Origin of the sequence: Streptomyces mayonensis, assembly GCF_018982965.1 — a bacterium.
Taxonomy (GTDB): Bacteria; Actinomycetota; Actinomycetes; order Streptomycetales; family Streptomycetaceae; genus Streptomyces; species Streptomyces mayonensis.
The window spans coordinates 1-17,172 of record NZ_JACBYP010000086.1; the positions used below are offsets into that span (position 1 = coordinate 1).

A 17,172-nucleotide genomic window follows, 5' to 3' on the forward strand; every position below is an offset into this window, starting at 1 on the left:
GCCCGCCCCTCACCCGGCAACCCCCGCCGCATCCTGCTCACCGGGGCCACCGGATTCGTCGGCGCACACCTCCTGTCCCGCCTGCTGTCCGAGACCCGGGCCGAAATCGTCTGCACGGTACGGGCGGACGGCCTGCCCCAGGCCACCGCCCGTGTCCACGCGGCGCTCGCGCGACACGGCATCACGCCCGACGCCGAGGCGTCGGCCCGCCTGTCGGCCCTGCCCGCGGACCTCGGCCGCCCGGGGCTCGGGCTCTCCCGAGAAACCCTCTCCGACCTCACCGCGACCTGCGACGCCGTCTTCCACAACGCCGCGACCGTCAGCATCATGCGCGACTACACGACACTGCGCGCCGCCAACACCGAGTCCACCCGGCAGCTGCTGCGCCTGACCGCCGTACGTCCGATCCCCCTGCACTACGTCTCCACGCTGTCCGTGGCACCCCCGGCGCGCCACATCCCCGAGGTGCCGGAGGCCTTCCTGCCCCCGCACGAAGGGCTGCGCCACGGCTACCAGCAGACCAAGTGGGCTTCCGAGAGGCTGCTGGAGCAAGCCGCCGAACGCGGCCTGCCCGTCACCGTCCACCGCCTGGGCCGGGTCGTCGGACCGGCGGACACGGGATACGTCAACGAGCGCGACTTCCTGTGGAGCGTGCTGCGGGCGGGCATCCCGGCCGGTGTCGTCCCGGAGCTGTTCGAGGACGAGGTCTGGACACCGGTGGACTTCGTCGCACGGTCCCTCGTGCACCTGTGCCTGAGACCGGCGGCGACCGCGGCCGGCCCGGTCTTCCACCACGCCACCCCGCCCCGCGTTCGCCTGCGGGACGTCTACGACTGGGTACGCGAGTACGGCTATCCGGTACGCCAACTGCCCCTGGCGCGCTGGCGTGAGCAACTGTCCCCTACGGGCGACGCCGCCACCGCGGTGCTCGCCTTCTTCGACGCCGCAGAGCAGGCGGGCACGACCGGACTGCGTCTCGGCCACGTCCGCGCCGACCACGTGAGAACCGGCCTCGAAGGCACGGGCATCGTCTGCCCCTCCCTCGACCGCGACCTGTTCTTCCGCTACCTGGACCACTGTGTGTCCGCCGGCGTGCTTCCCGCACCGCCGGACCGCCCCGCCGCCCACCGGCCGACTGGTGCGTGAGACCCATCAAAGACCGTTCAGCCTGCCCCAACCTGCGGGAACCCGCGGCCACTTCGCCACGACTACTGCAACACGACCCGCCGGGCTGCCCGCCTGCCCCTCATCCGTCTCACCCCTCGTCCCTTGTCCCTCATACCCCTCCACCCCTCCCGTGCAAGGAGCCCGCATGTCGATGAACCGGCCGGCCGCCGCCCTGGCCGCAGCCCTCTGTCTGCTGACGGCTGCCTGCGGCAGCTCCACCTCGGACGACGACACGGGCGCGAAGTCCGACGCAGCGGCGGCGGCCAGGGCCGGCTACCCGGTCACCCTGGACAACTGCGGTCAGAGGCAGACCTTCGAGAAGGCCCCCAGCCGGGTCGTCGTCATGAACGGCGCCTCCGTCGCCGAGGTCTCCACCCTGCTCGCCCTCGGTCTGGACGACAGGATCGTCGCCAACCAGCAGACCTACGGCAACTCGGAGGTCCCGGGCCGCGCCGAGGCCATCAAGAAGCTCCCCGACGGGGACGTCGAGCAGAACGACGCCTTCGACGTCCCGCGCGAAACCATGATCGGCCTGCGCCCGGACCTGGTGCTGTCCACCACCGCGTACGGCTTCGACGAGAAGAACGGCTTCGCCACCCGCGAGCAGCTCAAGGACGTCGGTGCGAACAGCTACGTCTCCCCGCAGGGCTGCGACCAGGACACTTCGAAGATGACCCTCGCCGACAGCCACCAGCTGCTGCGCGACATGGGGAAGATCTTCAACGTGAGCGGCAAGGCGGAGGAGTTGATCGCCGCCTCCAAGGCGAAGATCGCTGAGGTGTCGGACAAGGTGCGGGGCGAGGACCGGCCCGAGGTGATGGTGCTGTTCTCCAACATGTCCATGGGCGGCAACGACTTCAGTTCCGTCGTCGCGAAGGGCATCTACAACGACATCCTCGCCAAGGCCGGTGGCACCAACGCCTTCGAGAACGCCTCCCCGACCTCCTTCGCCGACCTGAGCAAGGAGAAGGTGGCGTCCACCGACGTCGACGCCCTCGTCGTCATCGGCTACAACGACCCGAACCCGGCGGCCTACGCCCAGAAACTGCTCAAGGAGTTCCCCCAGTGGCCGGCCGCCAGGAACAACACGTACGTGACGCTGTCCGACTCGATGTACCTCGGCCCCAGCAACGACCTGGCCGTGGAAAGGATCGCGAAGATGCTGCACCCCGACGCCTTCTGAACCGGGTCACCGTCCCCCTGGCCTTCACCCTGCTGCCCGTCGCCCTGGCCGCCACCATGATCGTGGCGATCAGCGTCGGAGCGGTCACCGTCCCGGTCGGCGACGTGTGGGGCATCGTCCTGCACCACGTCACCGGTGCGGGCACGGCGCCCGATGACCCCGCGCTCGACCAGATCGTCTGGAACTTCCGCACACCGCGGGTGGTCCTGGCGGCCGTGGTCGGCGCGGGCCTGGCCGTGACCGGTGCCGTCCTGCAGACCGTGGTGGCCAACCCGCTCGCCGACCCGGTCGTACTGGGCTTCTCCTACGGCGCCACGCTCGGCGCGGTCCTCGTCATCACCCTGGGCGGCGGCGCCGCGCTCGCCGGCCTCGGAGTCTCCGCGGCCGCGTTCCTCGGCGCCATCGCCGCGGGAGCGCTGGTCTTCGCCCTCGGACAGCGGCGGGGACGGCTGGCGCCGGTCCGGCTGGTGCTGGCGGGCGTCGCCATCGGCTACGTCTTCCTCTCCGCGACCAGCTACGTCCAGCTCCGGGCGACGCCGACGGAACTGCGCACGGTCATGTTCTGGATGCTGGGCAGCGTGGCCGGCGCCAAGTGGGAGCAGATCCCGACGGTCACCGCGGTCGTACTCGTCACCACCGCACTCCTCGCCCTGTTCGGCCGGCGGCTCAACGTCCTGCTCGCGGGCGACGAGTCCGCCACCGCCCTCGGCGTCGACGTCAACAGGCTGCGCGCCGTCCTGCTGGTCCTCAGCGCCCTGCTCACCGGCACGGTCATCGCCGTCGCCGGCGGCATCGGCTTCGTCGGCCTCATGATCCCCCACCTGGTACGCCTCACCACGGGCGCCGACCACCGCCGGCTGCTGCCCCTGACCGCCCTCCTCGGTGCCGTCTACCTGGTCCTCGTCGACCTGCTCTCCCGCACCCTCAACCGCCCCAACGAACTGCCGCTGGGCATCCTCACCGCCCTGCTCGGCGCCCCCTTCTTCCTGTGGCTGCTGCGCCGCAACAAGGGCCTGGACTGAGCACGGAGGGTCTGGACCGAGCATGAAGGACCTGGACCGAGCATGAAACTCACCGTGGACCGTCTCCACGTCACCCTGGACCACAACCCGATCCTGCGCGACGTCAGCCTCCGGGCCCGCAAGGGCGACATCGTCGGCCTCGTCGGCCCCAACGGCAGCGGCAAGTCCACCCTGCTGCGCACCGTCTACCGCTCCCTGCGCCCGGCCGACGGGGTGGTGCGGGTGGGCGAGGACGACGTGTGGGAACTGACCCCGCGCGCCGCGGCCCGCCGCACCGCCGCCGTCCTCCAGGACACCGGCGGCAACACCACCGGCCTGACCGTCACCGAGATCGTCGCCCTCGGCCGCGCCCCGCACCACGGGCTGCTCGGGCGCGACGGACCCGGCGACCACGGCGCCGTCTCCGACGCCATCGACCGCTGCGGCGTACGCCCCTTCGCGGAGCGCGACTACGCCTCGCTGTCCGGCGGTGAACGCCAACGCGTCCTGCTGGCCCGGGCCCTGGCCCAGGAGCCCCGACTCCTGGTGCTGGACGAGCTCACCAACCACCTCGACATCAGGGCCCGCTTCGAACTCCTTGACCTGATCGTCGCGACCGGTGTCACCACCCTCGCCGTCCTGCACGACCTCGACCTCGCCGCCCGCCTCTGCGACCACCTGGTGGTCCTGAGCGACGGAGCCGTGGCGGCGGCCGGACCGGTCCTGGACGTCCTCACCCCGGACCTCCTCGCCGACGTCTTCGGCGTCCACGCCACCACCGGACGCCACGCGGACGGCGTCATCCGCGTCACCTACGCCGCCCGGCCCCTCGCAAGCGGCCGCGAACCGGCAGCGGACGTGAGCAGCCCGTGTCGAAAGTTTCGGACATGAAAGCGAAACTTATTTTGTAAGGTGACTTGACGATCCATCGTCCATGCCTCGATCATCCGTAGCCAAGGAACGACCCACGGTTCGATTGGTCGACCGAATGTGTCGGCCAGGGCGTCCCGAGCTTTCGTGTTCGCACGGTACATCCACGCACAGCCCTGCGCTCCAGTCCTTCCGTCACACCCACTACCGCGGAGGCACAGTCATGGGCTCCTACGCCCTTCCCAGACCTGATCTACGACCTGGTCTACGAGCTGATCTACGCCGTAAGGCGCGCGGCCTGCTGCTGGCGCTGGTCGTCGGCGCCCTGGGTACGGCCGCCGTGGCGGCGCCGCCGCCCGCCCACGCCGCCGAGAGCACGCTCGGCGCGGCGGCGGCGCAGAGCGGCCGCTACTTCGGCACCGCCATCGCCTCGGGCAAGCTGGGCGACTCGACGTACACGAGCATCGCGAACCGCGAGTTCAACTCGGTGACGGCCGAGAACGAGATGAAGATCGACGCCACCGAACCGCAACGGGGCCAGTTCAACTTCTCGTCCGCCGACCGCGTCTACAACTGGGCCGTGCAGAACGGCAAGGAGGTACGCGGCCACACCCTCGCCTGGCACTCCCAGCAGCCCGGCTGGATGCAGAGCCTCAGCGGCAGCACCCTGCGCCAGGCGATGATCGACCACATCAACGGGGTGATGGCCCACTACAAGGGCAAGATCGCTCAGTGGGACGTCGTGAACGAGGCCTTCGCCGACGGCAGTTCGGGAGCCCGGCGGGACTCCAACCTGCAACGCACCGGCAACGACTGGATCGAGGTCGCCTTCCGCACCGCGCGCGCCGCCGACCCGTCGGCCAAGCTCTGCTACAACGACTACAACGTCGAGAACTGGACCTGGGCCAAGACGCAGGCCATGTACTCCATGGTCCGGGACTTCAAGCAGCGCGGTGTGCCGATCGACTGCGTCGGCTTCCAGTCGCACTTCAACAGCGGCAGCCCCTACGACAGCAACTTCCGCACCACCCTGCAGAACTTCGCCGCCCTCGGCGTCGACGTGGCCGTCACCGAACTCGACATCCAGGGCGCCTCCGCCTCGACCTACGCCGCCGTGGTCAACGACTGCCTGGCCGTCGACCGCTGCCTCGGCGTCACCGTCTGGGGCGTGCGCGACAGCGACTCCTGGCGGTCGGAGCAGACGCCGCTGCTGTTCAACAACGACGGCAGCAAGAAGCCCGCCTACTCCGCCGTCCTCGACGCCCTCAACGGCGGCGACTCCTCCGAGCCTCCCGTGGAAGGCGGGACCATCAAGGGCGTCGGATCGGGCCGCTGCCTGGACGTCCCCGACACCAGCACCGCCGACGGCACCCAACTCCAGCTGTGGGACTGCCACGGCGGCACCAACCAGCAGTGGGAACAGACCGACGCCGGTGAACTCCGGGTCTACGGCGACAAGTGCCTGGACGCGGCAGGCACCGGCAACGGCAGCAGGGTCCAGATCTACGGCTGCCACGGCGGCGACAACCAGAAGTGGCGCGTCGGCTCCGACGGATCCGTCGTCGGCGTCCAGTCCGGGCTCTGCCTCGACGCCGTAGGAGCCGGCACCGCCAACGGCACCCAGATCCAGCTCTACTCCTGCACCAACGGAAGCAACCAGCGCTGGACCCTCACCTGAGTCTCCGGTCACCGGCCGGGGTTCCCGGGTCGCCGCTGTGGGGGCGGCGGCCCGGGACATCGACATGTCGCCACGGTGCATCCGAATCCACCGGGCCACCGGGTCGCCCTCGCCGGCCGACGGAAGGGTGGCCCAGGCCGTCGGCACGCGCGCGGTGGTTCGAGTGCCTCCTGCTCGCCCACGAGCCCCTGGGCGACGCGCACCACCGGGCCGGCCAGGCGGGCGAGGATCCCCGGGGGCGGCCGGCCTCGGCCACGGCGGTCAGCAGGGCAGCACGGTTGCCGACGTGCTTGTGGAGCGACGGGGTCCGCACTTCCACCCGGTGCACCCCGGCATACCTGACCGGCGCAGGCGGGCGAGACGATCAGCAGGAGCCGAGTCCCGCGAGTGACTGGCGCAGAGGCATGTTGATGTCGACGTTGGTGGTGCCGTGGCCGATGTCGCCGCCGTCGAGGCCGGGGGCGAGCACGTCGAGCCTGGCGTGGACGCCGCAGCAGCCGGAGAAGGACTCCATCCGCAGCCGGTCGCCGCCGGCCGTCACCACCGGGTCCGGGAAGGTGGACGACCGCGGCCGGTAGTGGTGGGTGGCCGCCACGTCGGCGACGGCCAGCAGCGCCGTGGCCGCGGCGGCGGGCGAGGTCAGGAACCCGTCGAAGAACCGCGGACGGTCCGCCTCGCCGGCAGGTGTCGCCCCGCCGGAAGTCTCCAGCGCGAGGCGGCGCCCGGTCGGCGAATCCCGCACGGCAGACGCCTGCAAGTAGGTGTAGGGCTGTGTCACGCCGGAAGACTAGGGGACAGGTGTGACAACGAGCCGTTCGCGCCCGTCACCCTCTGGCGGGCCGCCGTCGCACTTGATCGGCGCGAACGCGGGATCGCGGCCCTCTCGGGGGTACGGAGAGGGCCGCGAAAGCGTCAGATTCGGCCACGTCCGAGATCCGCGAGGAACCCGGACCACGCACTCCGCGGAAACGCGAGCTGGGGCCCGCCGCGTTCCTTGGAGTCTCGTACGTGTATGGCGGTTGTATGGGAGGCGACTTCGACGCACGCCCCTCCTTCACCGCTGCTGTAGCTGCTCTTGAACCAGTCCAGCCGTGCGGGCTGTTCAGTGTTCATCGGTCTCCCAGCATCTTCTTGATCAAGGTCAGTGACTCTTCCGGTGTGAGCGCCTGCGCCCTGATACTGCCGTAGCGTGCGGCAAGGATACGTACCTCGTCCGGATCGGTGATCAGACGGCTGATGTGCTGGACCTCCAGGTACGCCACCTGCGACTTGCCCTTCGGGGTGAGCATGATGAACGGCCCGCCCAGGCTGGGGTGTTCCTTACGCTCCATCGGCAGCACCTGGAGCTCCACACCGCGCAGTGCGCCGAACCTCAGCAAGGCCTCCAGTTGCTCACGATGAACGTTCCACCCGCCGAGCGGGCGACGCAAGATGGACTCCTCGATGGTGAAGGTCGTGAACGGCGGAGGCCAGCGGTTGAAGATCTGCTGGCGGTCCAGTCGTGCGGCCACGCGCTGCTCGATGGTTGCCGCATCCAGAAAGGGCTGACGCGTTCGGAACACCACGTTTGCGTGAGCTTCCGTCTGCAGGAGTCCCGGAAGGACAAGCGAGCTGTAGTCGTGCAGCTCAACCGCCTCCTGCTCCAGCCGCGCGTAGTCCTTGAACCATTCCGGATGCCGCACCCTCCGCCGGGTCTTCGCCCGTTCCACGTCCTCCGCCGCCGAGGCCAGCAGGCCCCCGCACTCCAGCAACGTGTCCACCGCGACGAGCAGTTCGGGCTGAGGCGTCCGTCGCGCCCGCTCGACCGAGGAGATCGTCTCCTCCCCGTACCCGAGCCGGTCGCCCAGCTCCTTCTGACTCAGCCCGGCGCGTTCACGCGCGACCTTGATCTGGCGGCCGAGGGCCCGGAACAGGTCGGCGACCTCGTCCGTGCCGTCCGTCTCACCGCTCGTGGGAATCCCCGCACCCGGCTGTGCCGTCATGCCGTACCACCACCCTGTTCCTTGTGCTGAGGACGAACCGGCGACAGCACGGTCAGGTCATGGCCGTACGCCCGTACTTCGCACCGTTCGCACCGGGACAGTCACCTCGCGTACCGCCCGGAATGCTCCACACGGTAGGACCGCTCGGTCACCCTCGGTGATGTGAATCAGGAAACTGTCACCGCTCCAGGTGAACCGACCGTCGGCACAGGCCACTTCCGCACGATGTTCCCCACCACGGCGAGGGGCGCCCACACCGCACGCCACGCCGCCGAAGCCTGGCTCGCCACCGTCGCTGTTACCTCCGTCGACGACGACGACGGCATGGCCACGGCCTCCCTCCTCATCGCGGAGCTGACGGCGAACGCCGCCCTGCACGGCCGGGTGCAGGGCAGGAACGCACGCCTCGCCCTGACCCTGACCGCCGAGACCCTGCGGATCGAGGTCACCGACGCGAGGGGTGAACGTCTGCCCGCGACGCCCTCGGACGCCGAGACCGAGGGGGACGGCGAGTCCGGGCGGGGCCTGCTCCTCGTCGCTTCGCTCGCGGATGCGTGGGGGTGCGAGTCGTACCCGCCGGGAGGCAAGACGGTGTGGGCGCAGTGCGCCCGTCGGTAAGCCGCCAGGACGTGCCCCGGCCGTCCGGAGCGTCGTGGTCCGCCCTCGTTGTACGCTGCGGATGACGCCCTTGACCTGCAAGAGCAGGCACGGAGCAGACAAACGGGAGTCTCGCCATGCTGCGCGCCATGTTCAAGTCAAAGATCGAGTGTGCGGGTGTTTGAGCAGGTCAGGCGTCTGCACGTACGGCGGAGGGTCCGTATTCACCATGTCGCCGCCTCCCAGCAGCGATACTGGATACATGGATGTGACGACCACCGCCCCTCGCGCCGAGGTGCTGCGAGACCGCTACCGCAGCCGACTGCCCGAGCGCTTGCAGGAGCTGGCGGGCCCTGTCGAGGGCAGCGTGGACCTGCCGCTCCACATCGTTTGGTCCGGGCGGACCAGCTACAGCCTGGACCGCCCGAAGTCCCGCATGACGCTCTACCGGACCGTCCTCGCCGAAGGACTGAGTGAGGACCTGGTGGCCCTCCTGCACCACCGGCTACTCACCGAGCAGTGGCCCGTGCTGCGGCGCTTGATCAGCCCTTACATCCGCGAGGTCTGGGAGGACGCTTTCCCCGAGCTGCTCCGCACCGCTCCGGCCGACACGACCGCCGCGTGAAGCTCACTCCGCTCCACGAGCGTCTCCTCGCCGACATCCTCGACCTCGGCTCCCCCTACCCTCTGGTCCTCACCGGCGGATACGCCGTGCAGGCCCACGGCCTGGTCGAACGCTTCAGCCGTGACCTCGACGTCGCCACCGAGAACCCTGCTCCCATGCAGGAGATCGTCGCCTCACTCACAGGAGGCCTCAGCGCGCGCGGATGGCGGACCACGCACGTCCAGACAGATCCGCTCAGCGGCCGGTTCCTCGTCACCGATCCGGACACCGGCGAGGACTGTGAAGTCGATGTCCTCAAGGAGGCGTTCTGGGCTCCGCCTGCCCAGACCCCCTACGGCCCCGTTCTTTCCCTCGACGACGTGATCGGCACCAAGGTCCGTGCCCTCGCCGACCGCGGTACCGTCCGCGACCTCATCGACGTCCAGGCTGCCTCCCGCCACCGCTCCACCGCCGACCTCGAATCCCTGGGCCGCCGTCGCGCCCACGACGAGTTCAGTCTCGAAGACCTCCGGGACCGGCTGATCGGCGCGGACTGGTACGAGGATGAGGACTACACCGCGTACGGGCTCACCTCCCGGCAGATCGAAGAACTCAAGGCGTGGGCGCTGGAGTGGGCGGAGGATCTGGGCGCGCGGATCCATGACGAGAACGCCTGAGATCGGTCATCGCGTCCATTCCCTCTACTGCAGTTGCACTGGTGACCGACTGTGGTCGTGCCGACAAGTTGGCAACAGAGGGGGATGTCACCGTAACTGCCCAGGCCAGGCCAGGCGTGGAGCGAGGCAGCCCCAGTCCGGGTCTGGGACGCGCGGCTTTGCCGCTCCAGCTACTTGACGCGGATGCCGTGTTTTCGGGATCCGCCGTCGAGCGGTGCGGGACGGTGACGGTCGGCCAGAAAGGGCTGACGCGTTCGGAACACCACGTTCGCGTGAGCTTCCGTCTGAAGAAGTCCCGGAAGGACAAGCGAGCTGTAGTCCTGCAACTCAACCGCCTCCTGCTCCAACCGCGCGTAGTCCCTGAACCACTCCGGATGCCGCACCCTCCGCCGGGTCTTCGCCCGTTCCACGTCCTCCGCCGCCGAGGCCATCAGGCCCCCGCACTCCAGCAACGTGTCCACCGCGACGCCCTCGGACGCCGAGACCGAGGGGGACGGCGAGTCCGGGCGGGGCCTGCTCCTCGTCGCTTCGCTCGCGGATGCGTGGGGGTGCGAGTCGTACCCGCCGGGAGGCAAGACGGTGTGGGCGCAGTGCGCCCGTCGGTAAGCCGCCAGGACGTGCCCCGGCCGTCCGGAGCGTCGTGGTCCGCCCTCGTTGTACGCTGCGGATGACGCCCTTGACCTGCAAGAGCAGGCAGGGAGCAGACAAACGGGAGTCTCGCCATGCTGCGCACCATGTTCAAGTCCAAGATCCACCGCGCCACCGTCACCCAGGCCGACCTGCACTACGTCGGTTCGGTGACCATTGACGCCGAGCTGCTCGACGCCGCCGATCTGTTGCCCGGTGAGCTGGTGCACATCGTGGACATCACCAACGGGGCCCGGCTGGAGACGTACGTCATCGAGGGGGAGCGGGGGTCCGGGGTCATCGGGATCAACGGGGCCGCGGCGCACCTCGTGCACCCCGGTGATCTCGTGATCCTCATCAGTTATGCCCAGGTGACGGACGCCGAGGCGCGGTCGCTGAAGCCGCGGGTCGTGCACGTGGACGGCGACAACCGTATCGTCGCTCTCGGGGCCGACGCGTCCGAGCCGGTACCGGGGTCGGACCAGGAGCGGAGCCCTCAGGCCGTGGCTGTCTGACGTTTTCGGGGACGAGGAGTGTGGCTGTGACCGACATCGAGATCCGTGACGACCGGGCGGCGGGCCTGCTCCAGGCGGTGGCCGGCGGCGAGGTCGTCGGGCGCATCGAGTACTTCGTGCTGGAGGCACCCGAGCGCGCCGTCGTCCCCGTGCACACCGTCGTCGAGCCCGCCCACGAGGGCCAGGGCATCGCCGGTTCGCTGGCGCGTGAGCTGTACGGCATCGCCCTGCGGGAGGACGCTGCCGTCGCCCCGCTGTGCCCCTACGTCGCGAAGTGGGCCGAGCGGCACCCGGACGAGGCGCCCGCGGCCGGGCCCGAGCTGCTGCGCGCCGCGAAGGAGTGGCTCGTGGCGCACCCCGGGCGGTTCTGAGAGAGGAGGGGCACGCGGGGAGTGACTGGGGATGCGGGTGACGGGTAGGCGGGGGACAGGTCCAGAGCCGACGTCGACCGACTGGCCGGAGGACAGCGCCATGACGAATCCGCAGCCTGATCCCGTCCCACCGGGGCCCACCCCGGGACCGGCGCCAGGACCGGACCCGGAGCCTCCGCAGCCGCACCCGGATCCGGCTACGCCCCCGGTCCCCGGGCCGGAGCCGACACCTCCGCCGCAGCCCCCGGGCCCCGGCCCGCAGCCCACGCCGCCGCCTCCCGGGCCGCCCGAACCCTCCCCGTCGCCGATTCCGCCGGGACCGGAGCCCGTGCCCGACCCGGAGCCGGGGCCACCCCTCACCTGACCGGCACCGGGGGCGTGGGTGCGGTCGGCGGGCCTCAGCCGCGCCCGCCGGCCGCACCCTTTCCGTTACGCGGTGACCTCGGACCGGTCGCCGCCCCACAGCGTGTGGAACGTGCCGTCCCGGTCCGTCCTGCGGTACGTGTGCGCGCCGAAGTAGTCCCGCTGCCCCTGCGTCAGCGCGGCCGGGAGCCGCTCGGCGCGCAGGGCGTCGTAGTAGGCCAGGGCGGCGGCGAAGCCCGGTGTCGGCACGCCCTGCCGGGTCGCGGCGATCAGGACCTCGCGCCAGTCGTCCTGCGCGGCGGCGATCTCCTGGGCGAACGTCTCGTCCGACAGCAGACTCGGCAGGTCCGGACGCGCGTCGTACGCGGCGCGGATGCGGTCCAGGAAGGCCGCGCGGATGATGCAGCCGCCGCGCCAGATGGCCGCGACCGCGCCGAGGTCGATGTTCCAGCCGTACTCCTCGCTGCCCGCCGCCACCTCGTGGAAGCCCTGCGTGTACGACACGATCTTCGACGCGTACAGCGCCTGCTCGACGCGGTCGGCGAAGGCGGCCGCCTCCGACTCGCTGAGCGGGGACGCCTTCGGGCCCACCAGACCGCGCGAGGCGTCACGCAGCGCCGCGTGACCGGACAGGGAGCGCGCGAAGACGGCCTCCGCGATGCCCGACACCGGCACGCCCAGGTCCAGCGCGATCTGCACCGTCCAGCGACCGGTGCCCTTCTGCTCCGCCTGGTCGACCACCACGTCGACGAACGGCTTCCCCGTCTCCGCGTCGACGTGGGACAGCACCTCTGCCGTGATCTCGATCAGGTACGAGTCCAGGCGGCCGGTGTTCCACGTGCGGAAGATGTCCGCGATCTGCGCGGGCGTGTACCCGGCGACGTCGCGCAGCAGCTGGTATGCCTCGCCGATCAGCTGCATGTCGGCGTACTCGATGCCGTTGTGCACCATCTTCACGAAGTGTCCGGCGCCGTCGGCGCCCACGTGTGTCACGCAGGGTGCCTCGTCCGCCGCCTTCGCGGAGATCTTCTCCAGCATCGGGCCGAGCGACGCGTACGACTCCTTGGACCCGCCCGGCATGATGCTCGGGCCGTGCAGCGCGCCCTCCTCGCCGCCCGAGATGCCGGTGCCCACGAAATGGATGCCCTGCTCGCGCAGTTCGCGCTCCCGGCGCCGGGTGTCCGCGAAGTGCGCGTTGCCGCCGTCGATGATCATGTCGCCGGGCTCCAGGAGCGGGGCGAACTCCTGGATCACCGCATCGGTCGGATCACCGGCCTTCACCATGATCACCAGGCGTCGCGGCCGCTCCAGCGCCGCCACGAACTCCTTGGCGGTCTCGGTGGCGACGAAGTCGCCCTCGCCGCCGAACTCCTCCACCAGCGCGTGCGTACGCGACGCCGTCCGGTTGTGCACCGCGACCGTGTAGCCGTTGCGGGCGAAGTTGCGGGCGAGGTTGCGGCCCATGACCGCGAGACCCGTGACGCCGATCTGCGCTGTAGTGCTCATTGGGTTGGCTCCTAGTGACCTAGTGACCTTGTGATCTATTGATTCTGGTGTCGGTGGTGCCGGTCTTTCCCGCCAGTATCGCCGGTTCCGCCCCGTGACCATCCTGACGTGCCGGTACGCCGGTCGCACTTCTTGATCGGACCGATCGGATCGATCGGAGTTCTTTCCCGTCCGCGTGGCACGTAGGGAGTACGCAGGGAAGCGGCCGGTACCTCAGTGTTCGATGCCGTATTCGGCCAACGGTTGCCGCGTGTTGGCCACTTGGCGTGACCAACCGGCCGATTGCCGTCTTGTCATGGCCGGTTCGCGGCGCTTACTTTTGCTGCTCCTGACGCTATGTCGAGGGGGATCTCCATGGCCGTACGCGGTCGGCACCGCCGGTATCAGCCGAACAGGATCAACCGCGCCTCACTGACCGTCACGGCCGGTGGCGCCGGACTGGCCCTCCCACTTGTCGGCACCGGCACGGCCCACGCGGCCGACGTGGAGACCTGGGACAAGGTCGCTGCCTGCGAGTCCACCAACGACTGGGACGTCAACACCGGCAACGGCTACTACGGCGGGTTGCAGTTCACCCAGTCCACCTGGGAGGCGTTCGGCGGCACCCGGTACGCCCCGCGCGCCGACCTCGCCACCAAGGACCAGCAGATCGCCGTCGCCGAGAAGGTGCTCGACGGGCAGGGTCCGGGCGCCTGGCCCACCTGCTCGCAGCGGGCCGGGCTGACCCGGGGCGGCGACACGCCCGACATCCGGCCGGCCGGGGGAGCGGGGCCCCAGAAGTCCGCGCAGCCCGAGAGCGCGCCCGCGAAGAAGCCCGTAGCGAAGCCGGAGTCCGTGAAGGACGTCCAGCCCCAGACGACGCCGCAGTCCCGGGCCGGCAAGGCGCGGATGTACACGGTGGTCACCGGCGACACCCTCTCCGGCATCGCCGACACCCACCAGGTCCGCGGTGGCTGGCGGCACCTGTACGAGGCTAACCGCGGCGCGATCGGCGCCGACCCGGACGTGATCCTGCCGGGGCAGCGACTGGCGCTGCGCGGCGAGGGGAAGACGAAAACCTCCGGCGCCGGGCCGCAGACCAAGCCCCAGAAACAGGAAAAGAAGCAGGAAAAGAAACGGGAAAAGCAGCAAGAGAAGAAGGAGCAGGAGTCCAAGAAGGCCTCCTCCGACGGCGCCAGTGCCAAGGCGGAGAAGGCCGCCTCCGGTCACGCCGTCGTCGCCCCCGTCAACGGCTCCATCGGTACGCCCTACCACCAGTCGGGCTCCTCCTGGTCGAAGGGCTACCACACCGGCGTCGACTTCCCCGTGCCCACCGGCACCTCGGTGAAGTCCGTCGCCGCCGGCCGCGTCGTGAGTGCGGGCTGGGGTGGTTCGTACGGGTACCAGGTGGTGGTCCGGCACGGCGACGGCCGCTACTCGCAGTACGCGCACCTCTCGGCGATCTCCGTCAAGGACGGTCAGTCCGTCGGCACCGGCCAGCGCATCGGCCGTTCCGGCTCCACCGGCAACGTCACGGGCCCGCATCTGCACTTCGAGGTGCGGACGGGGCCCGGCTTCGGTTCCGACGTCGACCCGCTGGCATACCTGCGGGCGGGCGGCGTCAGGATCTGATCCGGACCCTGCGACGGCCGAACATCGGAGGCGGCACGAACGGGCCGCTGTACAAGGGCGCGAACGCCGGCGGCAGGGTGTCGCTCTCCGCCGGCACCGGGGGCGCTGAGGGCACCAGGGCGTCGTACGTCTCCTCCGCGACGGGTGTGTCCGAGGTGCGGGAGGGCAGGAGGACCGTCCTGGACAGCCGCGCCGACCGCACGACGCGCCGCTCACGCTCGTCGTCCGCGGCCCGCTTTCGGGACCGCGGCTGCGAAACAGGTGTCGGGACCGTCCCGGGCCCGGCCGCCGCCGAAACGAGCACAGCATCCTCGGTGGGGGCCACGGGGGCCACGGGGGCCACGGGCGTCTCCACGGCGACCGGTACGCCGCCCACGGAGGCCGGGGCCGACGACGCCGCGTCGGCCGGTGTGGCGTCGTCGACCGGTGTGGCGCCGGATGCCGCCCCGGCCGCCGACTCCCGGGCGATCCGCTCCGTCGTCAGCAGGATCAGGCCGCCCGCCGCCACCACACCGCAGCTCAGCGCGAGCGCCGTGCCGGTCGTGCCGTAGCGGAAGGTCTCGCCGAACATCGTGATGCCGACCACCGCGGCCACCACCGGGTTCACGACCGTCAGCGTGGCCAGCGGTGCCGCGAGACCGGCGCCCCGGTAGGAGGCCTGCGACAGCACCATGCCGGCCGTGGCGAGTACGCCGATCACGGCCAGGGACGGCAGGTCGCCGGCCGACACCCCGCCCGTCCAGTCGACCGCGACCGTCTTGGTGAAGACGGAGGACATGCCGAAGGCGATGCCGGACGCGGTCGCCAGCAGGATGCTGCGGACCGCCGGGTGCCGGTGCACCGCCCGGCCCGCGACCATCAGCGCGACGACCACGCCACCGGTGACGACCGCGGCCCCGACCCGCTGCGCCGTGTTCAGGGACTGCGCGTCGGACGCGCCGACCAGGGCCAGCAGCCCCGCGAGGCCGACCGTCGCCATCAGCGCGCCCCGCCAGGCCGTCGCACCCGCCCTGCGGCCCACGAACAGCGCCGCCATGGGCAGCGCGAAGACGATGGTGAGCGCTCCCAGCGGCTGCACCAGGCTGAGCGGACCGAGAGCGAGGGCGACGACGTGCAGCAGGCCGCCGAGGCCGTTGAGCGCGACCGCCGCCCACCAGGCGGGCCGGCGCAGCGGGGCGTACTGCACGCCCGGGGACGACACCGCGACCTGCTCCTGAACGATCGCTCCGCCCGCGTACGCCACGGCGGAGACGAGCGACAGCAGCACGGACAACGCGAGGGCGCTCATCGGCTGCTCCTCTGCGTGAGGCGGGGGCGCTGGGCCCGGCGCGGCGAAGGGTCGTCATCCATGGACAACACGATGCCGTGTCAGGGTCTTCCCGTCGTCGTCCCTGAGCATTCATTGGGTCCTACTACCGATGGAGTACGACGGCGTCGCCGTCCTCCCCAGGGTGGGCTACTTCCGGCCAAGACCCCTCGCCCGGACCCTCCGCGGCCCTTGATACTACTGCTCCCCGTGGACCTCGACCCCGCCCTCGCCGCCCTCCGCCCGCTCGGCGCCTTCTCCGTCCTGCACGTCTCACGGCCCGCACCGGCAGCGGTCCCCCTGGCACACGCCTACGCTCCGGTCCACCCCGTGGGCGCGGACGCGGCACCGGACGTTCACCCTCCGGGCCGGCACCCCGAGCCCGCCGGTTCCACCGGACGGCCCGAGCCCCTCCGACTCCCGAACCCCGCCCCGCACCCCGACCCGCTGGGCTTCCGCGTCCGCAAGGTCGCCGCCGCGCTCCACGCCCCCGAGACGCGGGTCGCCGCCTCCGTGGCCCAGCAGGGACTCGCGGCCCGGCTGTGGTCCGTGACCCTGGGCTGCGCCGCGCTCTACGGGCACGTCCCCGACCTCGACCCGCACCGGCTGCACTGGGATCCCGACGCGAGTGCCCCGGACGACCTGTGGCTCACCGAGGTCCGTGCCCTGCCGTCGGACACCGCCACCGTCGCGGACGCCGTGCTCACCACCCACCTCGTCCCCCTCGCCGAGGCCGTGCACGCCCGCTACGGCGTGGCGAACGGGCTGCTGCTCGGCAACGCCGCCTCCGCCCTGGCCGGGGCCGGCCGGGAACTGGACCGCTGGGCCCGCCGGCACGGCCGTACCGGGACCGCCGGCCGTGCCCGGTCGCTCACCGCCGACCTGCTCGCCCACCCCCTGCTCGCCGGAACCGGCACCCTCACCGGCACGTCCTTCCGGCGCCGCAGCTGCTGCCTGTACTACCGGGTGCCGGGCGGCGGCGTCTGCGGCGACTGCTGCTTCCCACGCCCGCCGGGACAGGCCTGATCCGGCCGCTCTCCCCGCTCCCCCCGGGCCTCCGCTCCCGCCGCGCTCTTCCCCAGGCGCCCCGTGTGGGTGACCATGAGGGGACCGG

General features: G+C 71.0%; 17 protein-coding genes and 2 pseudogenes. 13 read left to right on the forward strand and 6 right to left on the reverse strand.

Annotated features, from left to right (window positions below; all coding sequences use genetic code 11):
• The 5 genes from HZS56_RS26685 to HZS56_RS26705 form a co-directional block, all read left to right on the forward strand.
• Positions 1-1,146 (forward strand): thioester reductase domain-containing protein (locus tag HZS56_RS26685; RefSeq protein WP_216723331.1); only part of this gene is annotated, 1,146 nt, incomplete at its 5' end.
• Between the two features lie 166 nt (positions 1,147-1,312).
• Positions 1,313-2,350 (forward strand): ABC transporter substrate-binding protein, encoded by a 1,038-nt coding sequence (locus tag HZS56_RS26690; protein ID WP_216723332.1) that lies wholly within the window; start codon positions 1,313-1,315, stop codon positions 2,348-2,350.
• 56 nt (positions 2,351-2,406) lie between these two features.
• Entirely contained in the window at positions 2,407-3,372 is a 966-nt protein-coding gene (locus tag HZS56_RS26695) for a FecCD family ABC transporter permease (protein ID WP_216723333.1), read from the forward strand.
• A gap of 42 nt (positions 3,373-3,414) precedes the next feature.
• The gene (locus HZS56_RS26700) at positions 3,415-4,242 is read left to right on the forward strand and encodes an ABC transporter ATP-binding protein (protein WP_216723334.1); all 828 of its coding nucleotides are present in this window, start codon (positions 3,415-3,417) and stop codon (positions 4,240-4,242) included.
• 202 nt (positions 4,243-4,444) lie between these two features.
• Entirely contained in the window at positions 4,445-5,899 is a 1,455-nt protein-coding gene (locus tag HZS56_RS26705) for an endo-1,4-beta-xylanase (RefSeq protein ID WP_216723335.1), read from the forward strand.
• A 370-nt stretch (positions 5,900-6,269) separates the two neighbouring features.
• On the opposite strand, the pseudogene HZS56_RS26710 reads toward HZS56_RS26705, so the two are convergent.
• The 3 genes and pseudogenes from HZS56_RS26710 to HZS56_RS26720 form a co-directional block, all read right to left on the reverse strand.
• Positions 6,270-6,656: pseudogene (locus tag HZS56_RS26710) on the reverse strand (SWIM zinc finger family protein); the annotation flags it as partial.
• Between the two features lie 155 nt (positions 6,657-6,811).
• Positions 6,812-7,012 (reverse strand): DUF397 domain-containing protein, encoded by a 201-nt coding sequence (locus HZS56_RS26715; protein ID WP_216723336.1) that lies wholly within the window; start codon positions 7,010-7,012, stop codon positions 6,812-6,814.
• A complete protein-coding gene (locus tag HZS56_RS26720; protein ID WP_216723337.1) occupies positions 7,009-7,881 on the reverse strand; it encodes a helix-turn-helix domain-containing protein in 873 nt (290 codons plus the stop codon). Before HZS56_RS26720 ends, HZS56_RS26715 begins: the two co-directional genes overlap by 4 nt.
• Positions 7,882-8,043: 162 nt before the next feature.
• On the opposite strand from HZS56_RS26720, the gene HZS56_RS26725 reads away from it, so the two are divergent.
• The 3 genes from HZS56_RS26725 (at position 8,044) to HZS56_RS26735 (ending at position 9,759) form a co-directional block, all read left to right on the forward strand.
• Positions 8,044-8,499: an ATP-binding protein gene (locus HZS56_RS26725; protein WP_216723338.1), complete on the forward strand. Its 456-nt coding sequence runs from the start codon at positions 8,044-8,046 to the stop codon at positions 8,497-8,499.
• A 241-nt stretch (positions 8,500-8,740) separates the two neighbouring features.
• Complete coding sequence (locus tag HZS56_RS26730; protein WP_216723339.1) at positions 8,741-9,103, forward strand: hypothetical protein; 363 nt, start codon at positions 8,741-8,743, stop codon at positions 9,101-9,103.
• On the forward strand, positions 9,100-9,759 hold the full coding sequence (locus tag HZS56_RS26735) for a nucleotidyl transferase AbiEii/AbiGii toxin family protein (protein ID WP_216723340.1): 660 nt from the start codon (positions 9,100-9,102) through the stop codon (positions 9,757-9,759). The genes HZS56_RS26730 and HZS56_RS26735 overlap by 4 nt, the downstream gene beginning before the upstream one ends.
• A 170-nt stretch (positions 9,760-9,929) precedes the next feature.
• On the opposite strand, the gene HZS56_RS26740 is transcribed toward HZS56_RS26735, so the two are convergent.
• Positions 9,930-10,220: a Scr1 family TA system antitoxin-like transcriptional regulator gene (locus HZS56_RS26740; protein WP_253914914.1), complete on the reverse strand. Its 291-nt coding sequence runs from the start codon at positions 10,218-10,220 to the stop codon at positions 9,930-9,932.
• 25 nt (positions 10,221-10,245) lie between these two features.
• Between HZS56_RS26740 and HZS56_RS38495 the strand changes: the two are divergent.
• The 3 genes and pseudogenes from HZS56_RS38495 to HZS56_RS26750 form a co-directional block, all read left to right on the forward strand.
• Positions 10,246-10,365, forward strand: a pseudogene (locus tag HZS56_RS38495) (ATP-binding protein); the annotation flags it as partial.
• Positions 10,366-10,481: 116 nt separating this feature from the next.
• Positions 10,482-10,901, forward strand: a complete 420-nt coding sequence (gene panD / locus HZS56_RS26745; protein WP_216723341.1) for an aspartate 1-decarboxylase — start codon at positions 10,482-10,484, stop codon at positions 10,899-10,901.
• A gap of 26 nt (positions 10,902-10,927) precedes the next feature.
• Positions 10,928-11,272 carry a GNAT family N-acetyltransferase gene (locus tag HZS56_RS26750; RefSeq protein ID WP_216723342.1) on the forward strand — a complete coding sequence of 115 codons (345 nt, stop codon included), beginning with the start codon at positions 10,928-10,930 and terminating at the stop codon, positions 11,270-11,272.
• Positions 11,273-11,701: 429 nt separating this feature from the next.
• On the opposite strand, the gene gnd is transcribed toward HZS56_RS26750, so the two are convergent.
• Positions 11,702-13,141, reverse strand: coding sequence for an NADP-dependent phosphogluconate dehydrogenase (gene gnd / locus HZS56_RS26755; RefSeq protein WP_216723343.1), 1,440 nt, complete (start codon positions 13,139-13,141; stop codon positions 11,702-11,704).
• Positions 13,142-13,495: 354 nt separating this feature from the next.
• Between gnd and HZS56_RS26760 the strand changes: the two genes are divergently transcribed.
• Positions 13,496-14,752: a transglycosylase family protein gene (locus HZS56_RS26760; RefSeq protein WP_216723344.1), complete on the forward strand. Its 1,257-nt coding sequence runs from the start codon at positions 13,496-13,498 to the stop codon at positions 14,750-14,752.
• Here HZS56_RS26760 and HZS56_RS26765 read toward each other — a convergent pair.
• A complete protein-coding gene (locus tag HZS56_RS26765; RefSeq protein WP_216723345.1) occupies positions 14,742-16,040 on the reverse strand; it encodes a DMT family transporter in 1,299 nt (432 codons plus the stop codon). The two genes, HZS56_RS26760 and HZS56_RS26765, sit on opposite strands and share 11 nt — an antisense overlap.
• A 228-nt stretch (positions 16,041-16,268) precedes the next feature.
• On the opposite strand from HZS56_RS26765, the gene HZS56_RS26770 reads away from it, so the two are divergent.
• Positions 16,269-17,084, forward strand: coding sequence for a (2Fe-2S)-binding protein (locus HZS56_RS26770; RefSeq protein ID WP_216723346.1), 816 nt, complete (start codon positions 16,269-16,271; stop codon positions 17,082-17,084).
• The last annotated feature ends 88 nt before the right edge of the window (positions 17,085-17,172 follow it).

What these genes read in the sequence shown, in the direction of transcription:
- HZS56_RS26690 (WP_216723332.1), top strand. Translation starts at nt 1,313, where the DNA reads ATGTCGATGAACCGGCCGGCCGCCGCCCTGGCCGCAGCCCTCTGTCTG.
- HZS56_RS26695 (WP_216723333.1), top strand. Translation starts at nt 2,407, where the DNA reads ATGATCGTGGCGATCAGCGTCGGAGCGGTCACCGTCCCGGTCGGCGAC.
- HZS56_RS26700 (WP_216723334.1), top strand. Translation starts at nt 3,415, where the DNA reads ATGAAACTCACCGTGGACCGTCTCCACGTCACCCTGGACCACAACCCG.
- HZS56_RS26705 (WP_216723335.1), top strand. Translation starts at nt 4,445, where the DNA reads ATGGGCTCCTACGCCCTTCCCAGACCTGATCTACGACCTGGTCTACGA.
- HZS56_RS26715 (WP_216723336.1), bottom strand. Translation starts at nt 7,012, where the DNA reads ATGAACACTGAACAGCCCGCACGGCTGGACTGGTTCAAGAGCAGCTAC.
- HZS56_RS26720 (WP_216723337.1), bottom strand. Translation starts at nt 7,881, where the DNA reads ATGACGGCACAGCCGGGTGCGGGGATTCCCACGAGCGGTGAGACGGAC.
- HZS56_RS26730 (WP_216723339.1), top strand. Translation starts at nt 8,741, where the DNA reads ATGGATGTGACGACCACCGCCCCTCGCGCCGAGGTGCTGCGAGACCGC.
- panD (WP_216723341.1), top strand. Translation starts at nt 10,482, where the DNA reads ATGCTGCGCACCATGTTCAAGTCCAAGATCCACCGCGCCACCGTCACC.
- gnd (WP_216723343.1), bottom strand. Translation starts at nt 13,141, where the DNA reads ATGAGCACTACAGCGCAGATCGGCGTCACGGGTCTCGCGGTCATGGGC.
- HZS56_RS26760 (WP_216723344.1), top strand. Translation starts at nt 13,496, where the DNA reads ATGGCCGTACGCGGTCGGCACCGCCGGTATCAGCCGAACAGGATCAAC.
- HZS56_RS26765 (WP_216723345.1), bottom strand. Translation starts at nt 16,040, where the DNA reads ATGAGCGCCCTCGCGTTGTCCGTGCTGCTGTCGCTCGTCTCCGCCGTG.